The following is a 14,894-nucleotide window of genomic DNA, read 5'->3' on the forward strand; positions in this document are numbered from 1 at the left end:
TGCTCTCCACCGAGACACCTTCCCTGCAACTATAAAGCGCTCCAGAGTTGCCTCTGGAGCGCCCCTTTGATCTGATTTCCTGACTATCAAACCCCAACAGGATTAGCCTTCTCCGGATCAATCTTGTACTGCTTGATCGCCCGGGCCACATCCTTCGCGGTCATCTTCCCTTCCTTCGCCAGCGCCGCAATCGCGGCATGCGCGATGTAGTAGCGGTCAACTTCAAAGAACCGGCGCAGGTTCGCACGCGTATCCGAACGGCCGAAACCATCGGTACCCAGCACGGTGTACGACATCGGCACGAACGCGCGGATCTGGTCCGCATACGCACGCACGTAGTCGGTGGCGGCAATCGCCGGGCCCTGGCGGCCTTCCAGCAGCTCGGTCACGTAGGCCTTGCGCTGCTCACCTTCCGGATGCAGGCGGTTGGCACGTTCCACGTCGAAACCGTCGCGACGCAGTTCGTTGAAGCTCGGGCAGCTCCAGATGTCGGCGGTCACGCCGAAGTCCTTGTCCAGCAGCTCGGCGGCGGCAATGGCTTCGCGCAGGATGGTGCCCGAGCCCAGCAGCTGCACGCGCAGCTCGCCCTTCTTCGGCTTGCCGGCGTCGGTCAGCAGGTACATGCCCCTGACGATGCCTTCGGCCGCGCCTTCCGGCATTTCCGGGTGGGTGTAGTTCTCGTTCATCAGGGTGACGTAGTAATACTCGTCCACCTGGTCTTCCATCATGCGCTTGGTGCCGTGCTGCAGGACCACCGTCACTTCAAAGCCGAAGGTCGGGTCGTAGCTGCGCACGTTCGGGATGCCACCGGCCACCAGATGGCTGAAGCCATCTTCGTGCTGCAGGCCTTCACCGTTCAGCGTGGTGCGGCCGGCGGTGCCACCCAGCAGGAAGCCGCGGGTACGCATGTCGGCGGCCTGCCAGGCGATGTCGCCCACGCGCTGGAAGCCGAACATGCTGTAGTAGATGTAGAACGGCAGCATCGGCACGTTGCTCACCGAGTAGCTGGTACCGGCGGCCATCCACGAGCTGATCGCGCCCGGCTCGCTGATGCCCTGCTGCAGCACCTGGCCACTCTGGTCTTCGCGGTAGAACATCAGCTGGTCGGCGTCGACCGGCTTGTACTTCTGGCCGAACGGCGCGTAGATGCCGATCTGGCGGAACAGGCCTTCCATGCCGAAGGTACGGGCTTCGTCGGCCACGATCGGCACGATGTGCGGGCCCAGTTCCTTGTCGCGCAGGGTGATGTTCAGGCTCTGCACGAAGGCCATGGTGGTGGAGTAGCTGCGCTCGCCGCTGCTCTTCAGCAGGCGGTCGTAGGCTTCCAGCTTCGGCGCCACGAAGGTCTTGTCGGCCTTGCGGCGGCGCTGCGGCAGGTAACCGCCCAGTGCGGCACGGCGTTCCTGCAGGTACTGCACTTCCGGCGAATCCGGGCCCGGGTGGTAGAACGGCACCTGGCCGTCGGCCAGCTGCGCGTCGGTCACCGGAATGTTGAAGCGGTCGCGGAAGTGGCGCACCGCTTCGTCGTCCAGCTTCTTGGTCTGGTGGGTCGGGTTCAGTGCCTCACCGGCGCTGCCCATGCCGTAACCCTTCACGGTCTTGGCCAGGATGACGGTCGGCATGCCCTTGGTGTTCACGGCCTGGTGGTAGGCGGCGTACACCTTGTGCGGGTCGTGGCCACCACGGTTCAGGCGCCAGATGTCGTCGTCGCTCAGGCCGGCGACCATCGCAGCGGTTTCCGGGTACTTGCCGAAGAAATGCTCGCGGGTATACGCGCCGCCGAAGGCCTTGCAGTTCTGGTATTCGCCGTCGACGGTTTCCATCATCAGCTTCTTCAGGACGCCGTCGCTGTCCTTGGCCAGCAGGGCATCCCAGTAACCGCCCCACAGCAGCTTGATCACGTTCCAGCCGCCGCCACGGAACACGCCTTCCAGTTCCTGGATGATCTTGCCGTTGCCGCGCACCGGGCCGTCCAGGCGCTGCAGGTTGCAGTTCACCACGAAGATCAGGTTGTCCAGGCCTTCACGGCCGGCCAGGGCGATGGCACCCAGGGTTTCCGGTTCGTCGCTCTCGCCGTCGCCGATGAAGCACCACACCTTGCGGTCGGACTTCTCGATCAGGCCACGGTTTTCCAGGTAGCGCATGAACTGCGCCTGGTAGATGGCGGCCAGCGGGCCCAGGCCCATCGACACGGTCGGGGTCTGCCAGTATTCCGGCATCAGCCACGGGTGCGGGTACGAGGACAGGCCACCGCCGTCCACTTCCATGCGGAACTTGTCCAGCTGCTCTTCGCTGATGCGGCCTTCCAGGAAGGAACGCGCGTAGATGCCCGGGGCGCTGTGGCCCTGGATGAACAGCAGGTCGCCCGGGTGGTTCTCGCTCGGGGCGCGCCAGAAGTGGTTGAAGCCCACGTCGTACAGGGTGGCACCGGAGGCGAACGAGGCGATGTGGCCGCCCAGGTCACCCGGCTTGCGGTTGGCGCGCACCACGGTGGCCATCGCGTTCCAGCGGATGATCGAACGGATGCGCCATTCCAGCTCGGCATTGCCCGGGCTCTTGGCCTCGAGCTGCGGCTCGATGGTGTTGACGTACTCGGTGGTGGGAGAGAACGGCAGGTAGGCGCCCGAACGACGGGTCAGTTCCACCATGCCTTCCAGCAGCTGATGCGCGCGCTCGGAGCCCTCGACATCAATAACGGCCTTCAACGACTCGATCCACTCCTGGGTTTCCACAGGATTCGGGTCGTTGTTCAGCACCTCGTTCAACCAGTTCATTAGCGCTCCCATAACCGCACGCACGCGCGCGACTGTTGTATAGATTTCTAGACCGCAAAGTGTAGCGCACCAAGGGCTTTCGTCACTTGGCTACGCAGGCGTATGGATGCAACCGGCCAGTGTCCGCAAGGGGCTTGCCGGGCCCGTTGAGGGCCCTGCGGCGGGCCTTGATGGCTGCTTGGGCTGTCGCTTTCGGGCCGCTGCGCCCATGTGCAGGACGCAGTGTTACTGCTGCCGATGACGGTTGTAGGGCAACTCCGGCAACGCTGTAGGGGCGATTCGAGCAACGGTGCTGAACCGGCGACAACATGTCGCATCTGCCTCTGGATGGGCGGCGGCAGCGGGTCCAGTGTGGGCCCTGAGTGAGGGGCCTGGCGGCCCTGATCCCTTCCACGGTTTCGCCGGGGCGCCCTGCAAGGGGCGCCCCTTTTGCTGTGCGCGCAGCCCGGCGTGGCCCAAAACAGACCTGCTTGTGGCCGGATCGATGATTGCCGGCTTCGATATATCGATATATCGTTTGCACACTCGTTTACCGATATATCGAAATGAGCCGAAACCCTTCTCCCCGGGCCCGTTCCACCGATCCGGCGGTACCCCGCCGCAACGGCCAGCCGCGGGTGCTCAGCCGGGGCGACCTGCGCCTGCTGGTGCTGGCCCTGATCGGCGAGCAGCCGCGCCATGGCTACGAGCTGATGCAGCTGATCAGCAACCAGTTCATGCAGGCCTACACGCCCAGCGCCGGCACCATGTACCCGCTGCTGGCCAGCTTCGAGCAGGCCGGTTGGATCGAGGCCGAGGAAGTGGACGGGAAGCGGATCTTCCGCATCACCGCCGCCGGCGAGTTCGAGCTGAAGGTGCAGCGCACCCAGGTGCGGCTGGCGCAGCGGCGTGCCTTCGACCGCGCCCGCGAGATCACCAAGGCCTCGCTGCCGCCGCCGCTGGCCTGTGCCCTGCGCGACTTCAAGCGGGCGCTGGTGCACCACCACGGCCGCTGGGCCGAGGGCGAGGCGGAAGAAGTGGCGGCGCTGCTGACCCGGGCGTCTGCGCTGCTCAACGGGACTGCCGGTAGCGAGAACCCACCCTTTTCAACGACCCAGCCAGACTGAATCCAGCCAGGTCTCCCCCATGCCGCGCCCCCGGCGCGACACCTTTGCAGGTACTCCCATGACCGAACACAACAACACGCGCCTGCGCCTGGACGTGCGCTTCCGTGAACTGACCGTGCTGCGCACCGAAGAAGTCACCCCGCACATGCGCCGCATCGTGCTGGGTGGCGACGAGCTGGCCGGTTTCGATTCGCCCGGCGCCGACGACCACATCAAGCTGTTCTTCCCCAACGCTGCGGGCGAGATGGTGCTGCCGGTGCTGACCGCCGAAGGCCGCAGCTACCCGGATGGCAAGGAGCCCTCGCCAGCGCGCGATTACACCCCGCGCTGGTGGGACCACGAAACCGGCGAGCTGGCCATCGACTTCGTGCTGCACGACCAGGGCATTGCCGGGCCGTGGGCCGAACGCGCGCAGCCGGGCGACAGGCTGGTGATCGGCGGCCCGCGCGGCTCGTTCGTGGTGGCCGACACCTACGACGCCTATGTGCTGATCGGCGATGAGACCGCGCTGCCGGCCATTGCCCGTTGGCTGGACGTGCTGCCGGAGCGCGCCGAGGTGCAGGCCTACATCGAAGTGGGTGATGAGGCCGAACGCCAGGACCTGCCGCAGTACGAGAACGTGCGCATCCACTGGCTGGAGCGCAACGGTTTCCCCGCGGCCAGCAGCACGCTGCTGGAAGACATGCTGACCGACTTCGAGGCGCCGGAAGGCGACGTTTACTACTGGATCGCCACCGAATCGCGTCGCGCGCGGATGATGCGCAAGTTCATCGAAGGCCACCTGGGCGTGCCGCGCGACTGGATCCGCTCGGCCGGCTACTGGAAGGCGCATCCGGACGAAACCGACGGCGATTGACCGGCTCGGGGCCAGATCCCTTTCCCTGTGGAAAAGGGTTCTGACCCCATGCAGCTTCCCCATGCGTTTGGGTGGGTGCAGAACCTGTCTGGTGGGTTCAGAGCCTGTCTGGTGGGTGCGGACCGTTGGTCCGCACACCTTTGACTGTGTAGAGCCGAGCCCACGCTCGGCTGCTTCCCGCCCCCCCTCGCGCTGCGCGCGATGAGCCGAGCATGGGCTCGGCTCTACAGGGGGCCACCGGCGGTCATGCACCTCCTTTGGTGGGCGCGGACCGTTGGTCCGCACGCCTTTGACTGTGTAGAGCCGAGCCCACGCTCGGCTGCTTCCCGCCCCCCCTCGCGCTGCGCGCGATGAGCCGAGCATCGGCTCGGCTCTACAGGAGGCCACCGGCGGTCATGCACCTCCTTGGGTGGGTGCGGACCGTTGGTCCGCACACCCTTGACTGTGTAGAGCCGAGCCCACGCTCGGCTGCTTCCCGATCCCCCTCGCGCTGCGCGCGATGAGCCGAGCATGGGCTCGGCTCTACAGGGGCTCCGGCAATGCGACAATCGCGCTCCTTTCCTGCAGCAACGAGGCCCACATGGCCAAACTGACCCTGGCCGGCGTGGATGCGCTGCGTACCCGCTTCGCCGATGACGCCGCCTGCGATGCGGCACTGGCCGCGTTCGCCGACACCGCCGCACTGCGCATACCGCTGCGTGAGCTGGTGGAGGCACAGCACCGCTACCTGCAGGCCGAATTCGAAGTGGCGCAGGTGGCTGATGTACTGCGCCGCGACCAGAAATATGCGCCGGTCGGCCGGCCCTCGATCAACATCGTGCAGCTGCGCAAGCAGCAGGCCGCGACCAAGCAGGCGGCACTGATCGCACGCCAGGTGGTGGCGCAGGCCGCGCAGACCTTCGTGCGCGTGAGCGGGCTGGCAGTGAAGGCCAAGCAGAGCCCGAGCGAGGCGTGCGGTGCGTGGCTGGGCGCGTTGCGTTGAGAAATCCTGCCTCGGAGGGATTGTGCGGACCAACGGTCCGCACCCACCCAGCTCGGGGTCACACTTACCCCGTCGGGTAGTGCCGGCCGCTGGCCGGCAACCACATCAGCATTGCGCACCTCGCATGCAGCCGGCCAGCGGCCGGCTCTACCAGCCCCCCAAAAAAGAAGGCCCGCTTTTCAGCGGGCCTTCTGCCTTCTCACGACGAGTGAGCGGGGTGCATCAAGCAGCCGGCTTTTCGCCGGTGGCTTCGGTGGTGATGCGGATCTTCACTTCATCGCTGACGTTCGGGGCGTAGGCGCCGACGCCGAAATCGCTGCGCTTCAGGGTGGTGGTGGCATCGAAGCCGGCGGCCGGAACCTTGGCCATCGGGTGCTCGCCGCCGCCATTGACGGTGACGTCCAGGGTGACCGGCTTGGTGATGCCCTTGATGGTCAGGTCACCGGTAACGGTCAGCTTGTTGGTGCCAGCGGCTTCCACCTTGGTGCTCTTGAAGGTGGCATCGGCGAACTTGGCGGCGTCGAAGAAGTCGGCGCTCTTCAGGTGCTCGTCGAACTTGGCGGTGAAGCTGTTCAGGCCGCTCAGCGGCAGCTTCACTTCCACGGTGGACTTGGTCACGTCTTCGGCGTTGTACACCAGGGTGCCTTCGACGTTGCCGAAGTGCGCGCTCGGGTTGGAGAAGCCGAAGTGGCTCCACTGGGCCAGCACGTCGGTGTGGCTCGGGTCCAGCTTGTAGGTGCCCGAGGCGATCTTGATCGCTTCGGCGGCCGGCGCAGCGGCGGCGGCATCAGCAGCCGGGGTGGCAGCCTGCTCGGTGGTGGCCGGGGCGGCGGCATCGGCAGCCGGGGCAGCGGTGTCGGCCGGCTTGGAGCAGGCGGCGATTGCCAGGGTCAGGGCCAGCGGCAGCAGCAGTTTACGGGTGGCGCTCATCTGAGGAACTCTCCGGATCGTAGGGTGGGTACACGGTGCAGCAAGAGCCCGCCGCATGCGGGCGGGCCCGAAACCGATACAGCGACTTACGCGATGCGCGCCGCTTCGTCGAACGACAGGCGCGGCAGACGCGGGAACAGGCCCGCCGGGTCACCGTAACCCAGGTTGACCAGGAAATTCGACTTGATGGAGGTGCCGGCGAAGAACGCTTCGTCCACCTTGGCCGCATCGAAGCCCGACATCGGGCCAGCATCCAGGCCCAGCGCGCGTGCGGCCAGGATCAGGTAGGCGCCCTGCAGGCTGCCGTTGCGGATGGCGGCTTCGTGGCGGCCTTCCTGCGGGCCGTCGAACCAGGCCTTGGCATCGGTGTGCGGGAACAGGTACGGCAGCTTCTCGTGGAAGTCCAGGTCGAAACCGATGATGACGGTGACCGGGGCGGCCATGGTCTTGGCCAGGTTGCCTTCGGACAGGGCCGGGGCCAGCTTTTCCTTGGCTTCCTTCGAGGTGACGAAGACGAAGCGGGCCGGCGTGGTGTTGGCCGCAGTCGGGCCCCACTTCACCAGGTCGTACAGTTCCTGCAGCAGGCTGGCCGGGACCGGCTTGTCGAGGAAGGCGTTCTGGGTACGGGCAGTACGGAACAGCTGGTCGAGGGCGGCAGCGTCGAGCGCGTGGGACATCGGTGGATCTCCAGGGCGGCGAAAGGAAGTCAGTGCCCGCGGGCGGCGCGGGGCGAAACGACGAGCCGCAGTGTAGAGTGTCGCGACTGTTGCAACACCCAGCAGGGCTGAAACGAATTAATGCCAATGGTGAAACGATCGAGCGCGCCCTGGACGGTCACTGACGGCCGTGCAGGCAATGTCCGCCAGGCGGTCGCACTGGCCTCGGCGCTGCGCCAGGGCACCCATCGGCCGCTGGTCCTGCAGCCCCGCGCACCCTGGCGCTGGCTGTCGCCGCGCCGCCTGCCGGGTGATGTGAACGGCTACGGCGAGGCCTTCGCGGCACTGGCCAACGAAGCCCCGGCGCTGGCGATCGGCTGTGGCCGCCAGGCGGCCGGTGCCCTGCGCGTACTGCGCGCGCGCGGCAGCCAGGTGGTGCAGATCCTCGACCCGCGCATCGGCGCCCGCCACTGGGATGTGGTGGTGGTGCCCGAACACGACGCCCTGCGCGGCAGCAACGTGCTGACCCTGCTCGGCAGCCTCAACCCGGTGGACGATGACTGGCTGGCCTGGGGCCGCGCCGCGTTCGCCGGCTTCAGTACCCTGCCCGGCCCACGCACCGCGCTGCTGGTGGGGGGCCCGACGCCGCTGGCGCCGTGGGACGAAACGGCGATGGTCGGCGTGTTCCAGGCGCTGGCTGAGCAGATCCGCAGCGAGGGCGGCAGCCTGCTGGCAACCACCTCGCGACGCACGCCACCGGCGTTGGCCGAGATCCTGCGCGCGAAGTTCGCCGACCTGCCACACGTGATCTGGGGCGATGGCGGTGACGGCACCAACCCCTATGGCGGCCTGCTCGGCTGGGCCAACCGCGTGGTGGTCTCGCCCGATTCGGTGAACCTGCTCTCGGAAGCCTGCGCCACGCGCATGCCGGTGATGGTGGCACTGGCCGATACCGCGCAGGGCCGGTTGGCGCGCTTCCAGCAGCAGCTGCGCGAGCGTGGGCGGTTGCAGGCGCACTGGCTGGACTGGCAGTGCGACCGCATCGAGCCACTGCGCGAAACCGCGCGGGTAGCGGCAGAAGTGAAACAGCGCCTGGCACTGGGGTAGTGCCGGCCGCCCAGCGATTTCTGAACATTTCGATCCAGCTGCACGGTTACAGTCCAGCTTCCCCCATCACACTGAACGTCTTCATGCGTAGCCTGCTCCTGCTGCCCCTGGCCCTGCTCGCCGCGTGTTCCACCGCGCCCACCGAGCTGGACCCGATCTCCTATCAGTGCCAGCAGCAGCTGGATGCGTACCGCGAACAGCCGGCACTGCGCGACCCGAAGGGCCAGCGCCCGCCGTTGCCGGTAGCCCCGATCAGCGATGCCTGCGACAAGGAACTCAAGCGCAAGGGCGTGGATCGCCCGCTGCGCTGAGCAGCGTATGATCGGCGCGCGGGCCTGCCCGCCGTTGAAGGTATCGACATGGATCGTTTCTCCCGCCTGCCCGGCGCCCTGTTGCTGACCGCCAGCCTGCTGCTGGCCGCACCGGCCTGGGCCGACAGCACCGCCTGCCGCGAGCGCTACCCGAGCGTTGCGTCGCAGGCGGCGATGCTGGACGTGGCCTGGACCACCGCCGAGCGGCTGGACGCGCTGCCCGATGTGGACGTGGTGGTCGCCGCACGCGGCGGCCAGGACCTGAGCCGTTATGGCCTGCGCCACAGCCACCTGGCGTTCCTGCTGCGCGAGGACGACGGCCGCTGGCGCGCGATGCATCTGCTCAACCGCTGCAAGACCGACAGTTCGCAGCTGTACCACGAGGGCCTGGGCAACTTCGTCGGCGAGAGCGGTGGCCATACCGACCTGCGCATCGGCGTGCCGTCGGCACCGTTGCGTGCGGCCCTGCGGGCGATGCTGGTGTCACCCTCGATCCAGCCCAAGGCGCTGCACGAAACGAAGTACAACGTAGTCGCCTACCCGTTCGCCACCGACTACCAGAACTCCAACCAGTGGGTGCTGGAAGTGCTGGCGGCGGCCATGGCGCAGACCGGAGGCGCGCCGGCCATCGTCAAGCGCGAACAGGCGCAGCAGTGGCTGCGCCAGCAGAAGTACCAGCCCAGCGTGCTGCATATCGGCCTCGGCAAGCGCGTGGGTGCACGCTTGTTCGTGGCCAACGCCACCACTACCGACCATCCGGCCGGCGAGCGCATCTCCGGCAACTATTCGGTGGTGACGGTGGAATCGGTATTCGACTTCCTGCACCAGCACAGCCAGCTGCAGCAGGAACTGGTGATCCCCCATGTGCCGGTGGCCGGTGCCGCTGCCGCCACGCCCTGAATCCCGCGAGGAGAACGACATGCGTCCATTGCATACCGCCCTGTTGTCGATGGCGATCGTCACCGGCCTGGCCTGGTCGACGGCCGCACACGCCGAACGCCGCATCGTGATCATCCATGACCCGGGCCCGCAGGGGCCGAGCCTGGAGATGTCCACGCAGATGGTGGACTCGGCCCGCGCCGCTGCGGCGAAGGAAGCCCAGGACGCCGCCGATGCCGGCCAGCCGCTGGCCCGCCCGCAGCAGATCAAGCTGCCGCAGATGGAGGTGAGCGCGATCGCCACCACCGTCGATGGCCGCCGCGAAGTGCTGCTGCGCGATGCCAATGACCCGCAGAACACCGCATCGATGCAGTACCCGCGCGGCCTCGGCGATCCCGCCGTGCAGTTCACCGTGGGCCAGACCGTGAACTTCGAGCCCACCGGCGCGGACCAGGGCTGGCAGCTGAAGGACAACCAGGGGCGTGCGCTGGAGTACCTGCCCGAGGCCACCGGCCCGCGTGACATCTTCGATACCCGGCGCTGAGCCGCCGTTTCCACTCTGACCAGGAGGTCTCCATGTTCCGTTGCCTGCGCGTTCCCGCTTCTGCCCTGCTGCTCTCCGCGCTGCTGGTGCCCACCGTCCATGCCGGCGCCGCGCCGCAGTTGAACAGCAGCGAGGCCAGCGTCCTGATCACCTCGTTGATCGTGGTCTCGGTGCCCCTCGCCGCATCGGCGGGCCTGTCCGAACTGTCCAAGGCGCCGTTCAAGGCCAGCGAGCGCAGCGCCAAGGCGGCGCGCACCAAGGCGGTGCCGCTGCCGCCGATGGAAGTGAAGAAGGTGGAAACCACGGCGGCGGGCGAGCGCCAGGTGCAGCTGCAGGTGCCCGACAAGGCCGACCAGACCGCCACCCTGCGCTGGCCTGCAAAGGTGCACGAGGACCAGGCCGCCGCCTTCGTGGTCGGCCAGCAGGTGCATTTCGACCCCACCGAGGCCGGCGCCGGCTGGACCGTGAAGAGCGCACAGGGCCAGGCCCTGGCTTACGTGCCCACCGCCTATGCCGCAGGCGATGTGATGAGCGAAGCGCTGTAAAGCTGAACGACCGGTTTTGGCTTTGCTGCGGGCCGGGCGGATAATGGGCGATTCCCTTTGTCCCCCCGGCTCGCCATGTCCGTGCGTCCTGCCCCTGTGTTTGCCCCGCTGACCCCGCGCGCCCTGGTGCTGGCGGTGCTGGCGATGGGCGCGGTGGTGCTGCTGTCCAACGTACTGGTGCAGTACCCGATCAACGACTGGCTGACCTGGGGTGCCTTCAGTTATCCGGTCGCGTTCCTGGTCAGCAACCTGATCAACCGCCGCTTCGGCCCCGGCCCGGCGCGCCGCGTGGCGTGGATCGGTTTCCTGGTGGCGGTGCTGTTGTCGATCTGGGTGGCCACGCCGCGCATCGCCATTGCCTCGTGCTCGGCCTTCATCGTGGCCCAGCTGCTGGACATCACCGTGTTCGACCGCCTGCGCCGTGGCAGCTGGTGGCGCGCACCGATGGTGGCCACGACCTGCAGTGCGACGGTGGATACCACCATTTTCTGGTCGATCGCGTTTGCCGGTTCCGCCCTGCCGTGGGTGAGCTGGGCCGCCGGCGACCTGGCGGTGAAGCTGGCGATCGGCGTCTGCCTGCTGGCCCCGTTCCGCGCGTTGCTGTGGAAGATGGCGCCGCTGCGCGCCGAGATGCGCTAGGCCCTGGTAGATGCCAACCTTGGTTGGCGCCTGATCAGGGTGGGTGCCGACCTTGGGTCGGCACGCTCCTGCAGAGTCCATCACCACTGACAGATTGTGCCGACCCACGGTCGGCACCTACCAACGGCGGGTCATCACCTGGGCCATCGATCTGATGGATGCCAACCAAGGTTGGCGCTGGATCAGGGTGGGTGCCGACCGTTGGTCGGCACGCTCCTGCAGAGTCCATCACCACTGACAGATTGTGCCGACCCACGGTCGGCACCTACCAACGGCGGGTCATCACCTGAGCCATCGATCTGATGGATGCCAACCTTGGTTGGCGCCTGATCAGGGTGGGTGCCGACCGCGGGTCGGCACGCTCCTGCAGAATCCATCACCCCTGACAGATTGTGCCGACCCACGGTCGGCACCTACCAACGGCGGGTCATCACCTGGGCCATTGATCTGATGGATGCCAACCAAGGTTGGCACCTACCAACAGCGGGCATCACCTGGCCGATGCTCTGGTGGCTGCCCGTCAGCCGAACGGCAACTCCACTGCAATGCACGCGGCGCTGATCGCTGCGCACGCCTCTTCAATCGCCGGTGTGGTCGGCGCCAGCCGCGGCCGCCGGTCCAGCGTGCAGGCCAGGCCTACCTCCAGCAGCGCGGCGTGCGCTCCATGCAGCGCCTGCGCGGTGTGTTCCGGCAGGAAACCGGCAACCGCCAGCGCATCGATCAACGATGGCGTGTCGCGCGGCTGCAGCAACGCCGCATGCTGCGCGCTGCGCGCCAGCACGCCGGTCTGCAGCAGGAACTCCAGGTCCACCACGCCACCGGCACCCTGCTTCAGGTCCAACCGCGCGGCATCGCTGCGGTCCAGTTCGGTACGCATGCGGCCCCGCATCTTCAGCACATCGGCATACAGCGTGGCCGGATCGCGTTCGCGGCCCAGCGTCTGCGCACGCACCTGCTCGAAGTCGGCCAGCAGGCTGGCATCACCCGCCACGCCACGCGCGCGCACCAGCGCCTGGTGTTCCCAGGTCCACGCACGCTCGCGCTGGTACTCGGTATAGCTGGCCAACGAGGACACCAGCGAACCCTTGCCGCCATCCGGGCGCAGGCGCACGTCGATGTCGTACAACCGGCCAGCGGCGGTGACCGCGCCGAGCAGGGCCATCACCTTCTGCGCCAGGCGCGCATACCAGCGCCCCGGTTCCAGCGGCCGTGCGCCGTCGCTGGCGTCCACGCCGGCCGGGTTGTCGTGCAGGAACACCAGGTCCAGATCGGAACCGAAGCCCAGCTCCAGCCCCCCCAGGCTGCCATAGCCGATGATCGCGAAGCGCCCACCGGGAATCGCGCCGTGTGCGGCACGCATGTCTGCCTCGGCCATCGCCAGCACGGTGACCACCACCGCCTGTGCCAGTTCGGCCAGTTGCCGTGTGCTGTCCACCGCGCCCTGGCGCCCGTCCAGCGTGGCCATCGCCATGCGGAAGCTGAGCGCCAGCCGCGTCTCGTTGAGCCAGCGCAGTGCGGATTCGGGATCTTCCACCGCCAGCACCTGCTCGCACTCGGCCAGCATGCCGGCGGCATCGGGCATCGGCCCGGACACGCGCACGTCCAGCAGTTCATCCAGCAACAGCGGATACGCCACCAGGCGCTCGGCCAGCAGCGCGCTGCGCGCCAGCACATCGACCAGGCGCGCCAACGCGCTCGGTTGTTCGTCCAGCAGCGCGAGATAACTGGTCCGGCGCAGCACGGCCTGCAGCAGGCCAAGCACGCGCTTGAGCGCGGCATCGGGCTGTGGCGAGCGCGTGGCCGCATGCAGCAGTGCCGGCAGCACGCGGTCCAGCCGTGCACGCGCCGCGTCGGACAGGGACTTCACGCCGGTGCCCTGCGCGAAATCACGCAATGACTGGTCGGCGCCGTTGGCATCGAAGAAGCCGGCTTCGGCCAGCAACGCTGCGTTGCTGCCCTCGGGCAGGCTGCGCCAGTAACTGGCCAGTGCGTCGGGCGCCGCCTGGCCCTTGCGCGGCGCGAGCAGTGCGGCGAATTCGGTACTGACCCGCTGCTGCTGTTCGGCCAACGCCGTGCGCAGCATCTCCCAGCCCGGATAGCCCAGGCCAACGGCGATGCGCTCGCGGTCCAGCGCGTCGCTGGGCAGCACGTGGGTCTGCGCGTCGCGCAGCATCTGCAGGCGGTTCTCCAACCGGCGCAGGAACAGGTAGGCCTCGCGCAGCGCACTGCCATCCCCGGGCGCGATCTGCCCGGCGGCCACCAATGCATCCAGCGCCACCAGCAGGCGGCGCTCACGCAGCGCCGGCTCGCGGCCACCGCGGATCAGCTGCAGCGCCTGGCACAGGAACTCGATCTCGCGGATGCCACCGGCGCCGCGCTTGATGTCTTCATGCAGCTCGCGGCGCGCGACTTCGGCAGTGATCGCCGCCTTCATTTCGCGCAGGCCATCGAGTGCGGTGAAATCCAGGTAGCGGCGGTACACGAACGGGCGCAGGGTCTGCAGCCACGCTTCACCGGCATCGACATCGCCAGCGACCGCGCGCGCCTTCAGCCATGCGTAGCGTTCCCAGTCGCGGCCTTCGCGCTGGAAGTACTGATCCATCGCGGCAAACGACAGCGCCACGCGGCCGGCACTGCCGAACGGGCGCAGGCGCAGGTCGACGCGGTGGCTGAAGCCATCGACGGTGGTTTCATCCAGCAGCTTGGCCAGGCGCTGGCCGAGGCGGGCGAAATACTCTTCTGCGGCCAGCGCGCGCGCGCCGTCGGATTCGCCGCCGTGCGGGTAGGCGTAGACCAGGTCGATATCGGAACTGAAGTTGAGTTCGCCACCGCCGAGCTTGCCGAGGCCGAACACCACCAGCTGCTGCTGGCGGCCTTCGCCATCACGGACTACGCCGTGGCGCTGGGCGAATTCCTGCTGCAGCGCGTCCAGCGCCAGCCGCAGGCAGTCCTCGGCCAGGGTGGTGGCGCCGGCCAGGGTCTGCGCCACGTCGTCCAGCCCGGCCAGATCGCGCCAGATCAGCCGGGTGGACATTGCGGTGCGCCAGCGCCGCAACTGCGCCGGCCAGTCGCTGGGCTGCAGCGGGTCGAGCACCGGGGCGGGAATCGGCGGGCAACCGGGCGCGGCCAGCTGCGCCAGCAGCGCTGGCTGCCGCACCAGGGTGTCCAGGGCGAAGTCGCTGGCCACCGCCAGCCGGGTCAGCAACGGCTGCAGCTCTGCCGGGATGGGCTCGGGCAGCGCCTGGGCCAGACGCGATAAGGCACGGTCGACAATGGGCTGCAGCGGGGCGGGCAGTTCAGCGGAGGCGAGGGTCATGGGCTGATTGTATCGACCGGCCGGGGTCGGATCCCTTTGCCATAGGCAAAGGGCTCTGACCCCAGGAAAGCCGCAGTTGGGTCAGAGCCTTATGCCCGTAGCAAAAGGATCCGACCCCGATGGGCATCCCCGTATTCATACTGGGCGACAGGCAATAAAAAAGCCCGCTTGCAGCGAACTGCCAGCGGGCTCTGCTCCCTCCCCCACGTCGGGATGCAGGGCCATCGTGCGGGCTGCGAAAGCACTTTG

General features: G+C 67.7%; 13 protein-coding genes. 9 read left to right on the forward strand and 4 right to left on the reverse strand.

Features of this window, described 5'->3' with window-relative positions; all coding sequences use genetic code 11:
• Positions 1-86 precede the first annotated feature (86 nt).
• Positions 87-2,774: a pyruvate dehydrogenase (acetyl-transferring), homodimeric type gene (gene aceE, locus B9Y64_RS05620; protein WP_100439815.1), complete on the reverse strand. Its 2,688-nt coding sequence runs from the start codon at positions 2,772-2,774 to the stop codon at positions 87-89.
• A gap of 545 nt (positions 2,775-3,319) precedes the next feature.
• On the opposite strand from aceE, the gene B9Y64_RS05625 reads away from it, so the two are divergent.
• From B9Y64_RS05625 to B9Y64_RS05635, 3 genes are all read left to right on the forward strand, one after another.
• Positions 3,320-3,880, forward strand: coding sequence for a PadR family transcriptional regulator (locus B9Y64_RS05625; protein ID WP_100439816.1), 561 nt, complete (start codon positions 3,320-3,322; stop codon positions 3,878-3,880).
• A 58-nt stretch (positions 3,881-3,938) separates the two neighbouring features.
• Entirely contained in the window at positions 3,939-4,736 is a 798-nt protein-coding gene (locus B9Y64_RS05630) for a siderophore-interacting protein (RefSeq protein ID WP_100439817.1), read from the forward strand.
• Positions 4,737-5,316: 580 nt separating this feature from the next.
• Positions 5,317-5,718, forward strand: a complete 402-nt coding sequence (locus tag B9Y64_RS05635) for a hypothetical protein (RefSeq protein ID WP_100439818.1) — start codon at positions 5,317-5,319, stop codon at positions 5,716-5,718.
• 222 nt (positions 5,719-5,940) lie between these two features.
• On the opposite strand, the gene B9Y64_RS05640 is transcribed toward B9Y64_RS05635, so the two are convergent.
• A complete protein-coding gene (locus tag B9Y64_RS05640; protein WP_005415047.1) occupies positions 5,941-6,648 on the reverse strand; it encodes a YceI family protein in 708 nt (235 codons plus the stop codon).
• 86 nt (positions 6,649-6,734) lie between these two features.
• Complete coding sequence (locus tag B9Y64_RS05645) at positions 6,735-7,325, reverse strand: malonic semialdehyde reductase (protein ID WP_006438279.1); 591 nt, start codon at positions 7,323-7,325, stop codon at positions 6,735-6,737.
• A 126-nt stretch (positions 7,326-7,451) separates the two neighbouring features.
• On the opposite strand from B9Y64_RS05645, the gene B9Y64_RS05650 reads away from it, so the two are divergent.
• The 6 genes from B9Y64_RS05650 to B9Y64_RS05675 all read left to right on the forward strand — a co-directional run bounded on the left by B9Y64_RS05650 (position 7,452) and on the right by B9Y64_RS05675 (position 11,329).
• A complete protein-coding gene (locus tag B9Y64_RS05650) occupies positions 7,452-8,411 on the forward strand; it encodes a mitochondrial fission ELM1 family protein (RefSeq protein WP_100439819.1) in 960 nt (319 codons plus the stop codon).
• A gap of 83 nt (positions 8,412-8,494) precedes the next feature.
• Positions 8,495-8,722, forward strand: coding sequence for a hypothetical protein (locus B9Y64_RS05655; protein WP_100439911.1), 228 nt, complete (start codon positions 8,495-8,497; stop codon positions 8,720-8,722).
• A 48-nt stretch (positions 8,723-8,770) separates the two neighbouring features.
• On the forward strand, positions 8,771-9,622 hold the full coding sequence (locus tag B9Y64_RS05660; protein WP_100439820.1) for a DUF2145 domain-containing protein: 852 nt from the start codon (positions 8,771-8,773) through the stop codon (positions 9,620-9,622).
• A gap of 19 nt (positions 9,623-9,641) precedes the next feature.
• Entirely contained in the window at positions 9,642-10,145 is a 504-nt protein-coding gene (locus tag B9Y64_RS05665; protein ID WP_202909041.1) for a hypothetical protein, read from the forward strand.
• A 32-nt stretch (positions 10,146-10,177) separates the two neighbouring features.
• Positions 10,178-10,690 carry a hypothetical protein gene (locus B9Y64_RS05670; protein WP_100439822.1) on the forward strand — a complete coding sequence of 171 codons (513 nt, stop codon included), beginning with the start codon at positions 10,178-10,180 and terminating at the stop codon, positions 10,688-10,690.
• A gap of 75 nt (positions 10,691-10,765) precedes the next feature.
• Positions 10,766-11,329 carry a queuosine precursor transporter gene (locus B9Y64_RS05675; protein WP_100439823.1) on the forward strand — a complete coding sequence of 188 codons (564 nt, stop codon included), beginning with the start codon at positions 10,766-10,768 and terminating at the stop codon, positions 11,327-11,329.
• Positions 11,330-11,849: 520 nt separating this feature from the next.
• On the opposite strand, the gene glnE is transcribed toward B9Y64_RS05675, so the two are convergent.
• On the reverse strand, positions 11,850-14,645 hold the full coding sequence (gene glnE, locus B9Y64_RS05680) for a bifunctional [glutamate--ammonia ligase]-adenylyl-L-tyrosine phosphorylase/[glutamate--ammonia-ligase] adenylyltransferase (RefSeq protein ID WP_100439824.1): 2,796 nt from the start codon (positions 14,643-14,645) through the stop codon (positions 11,850-11,852).
• Between the last annotated feature and the right edge of the window lie 249 nt (positions 14,646-14,894).

This window comes from Stenotrophomonas maltophilia (assembly GCF_002799245.1).
Lineage (GTDB): Bacteria > Pseudomonadota > Gammaproteobacteria > Xanthomonadales > Xanthomonadaceae > Stenotrophomonas > Stenotrophomonas maltophilia_S.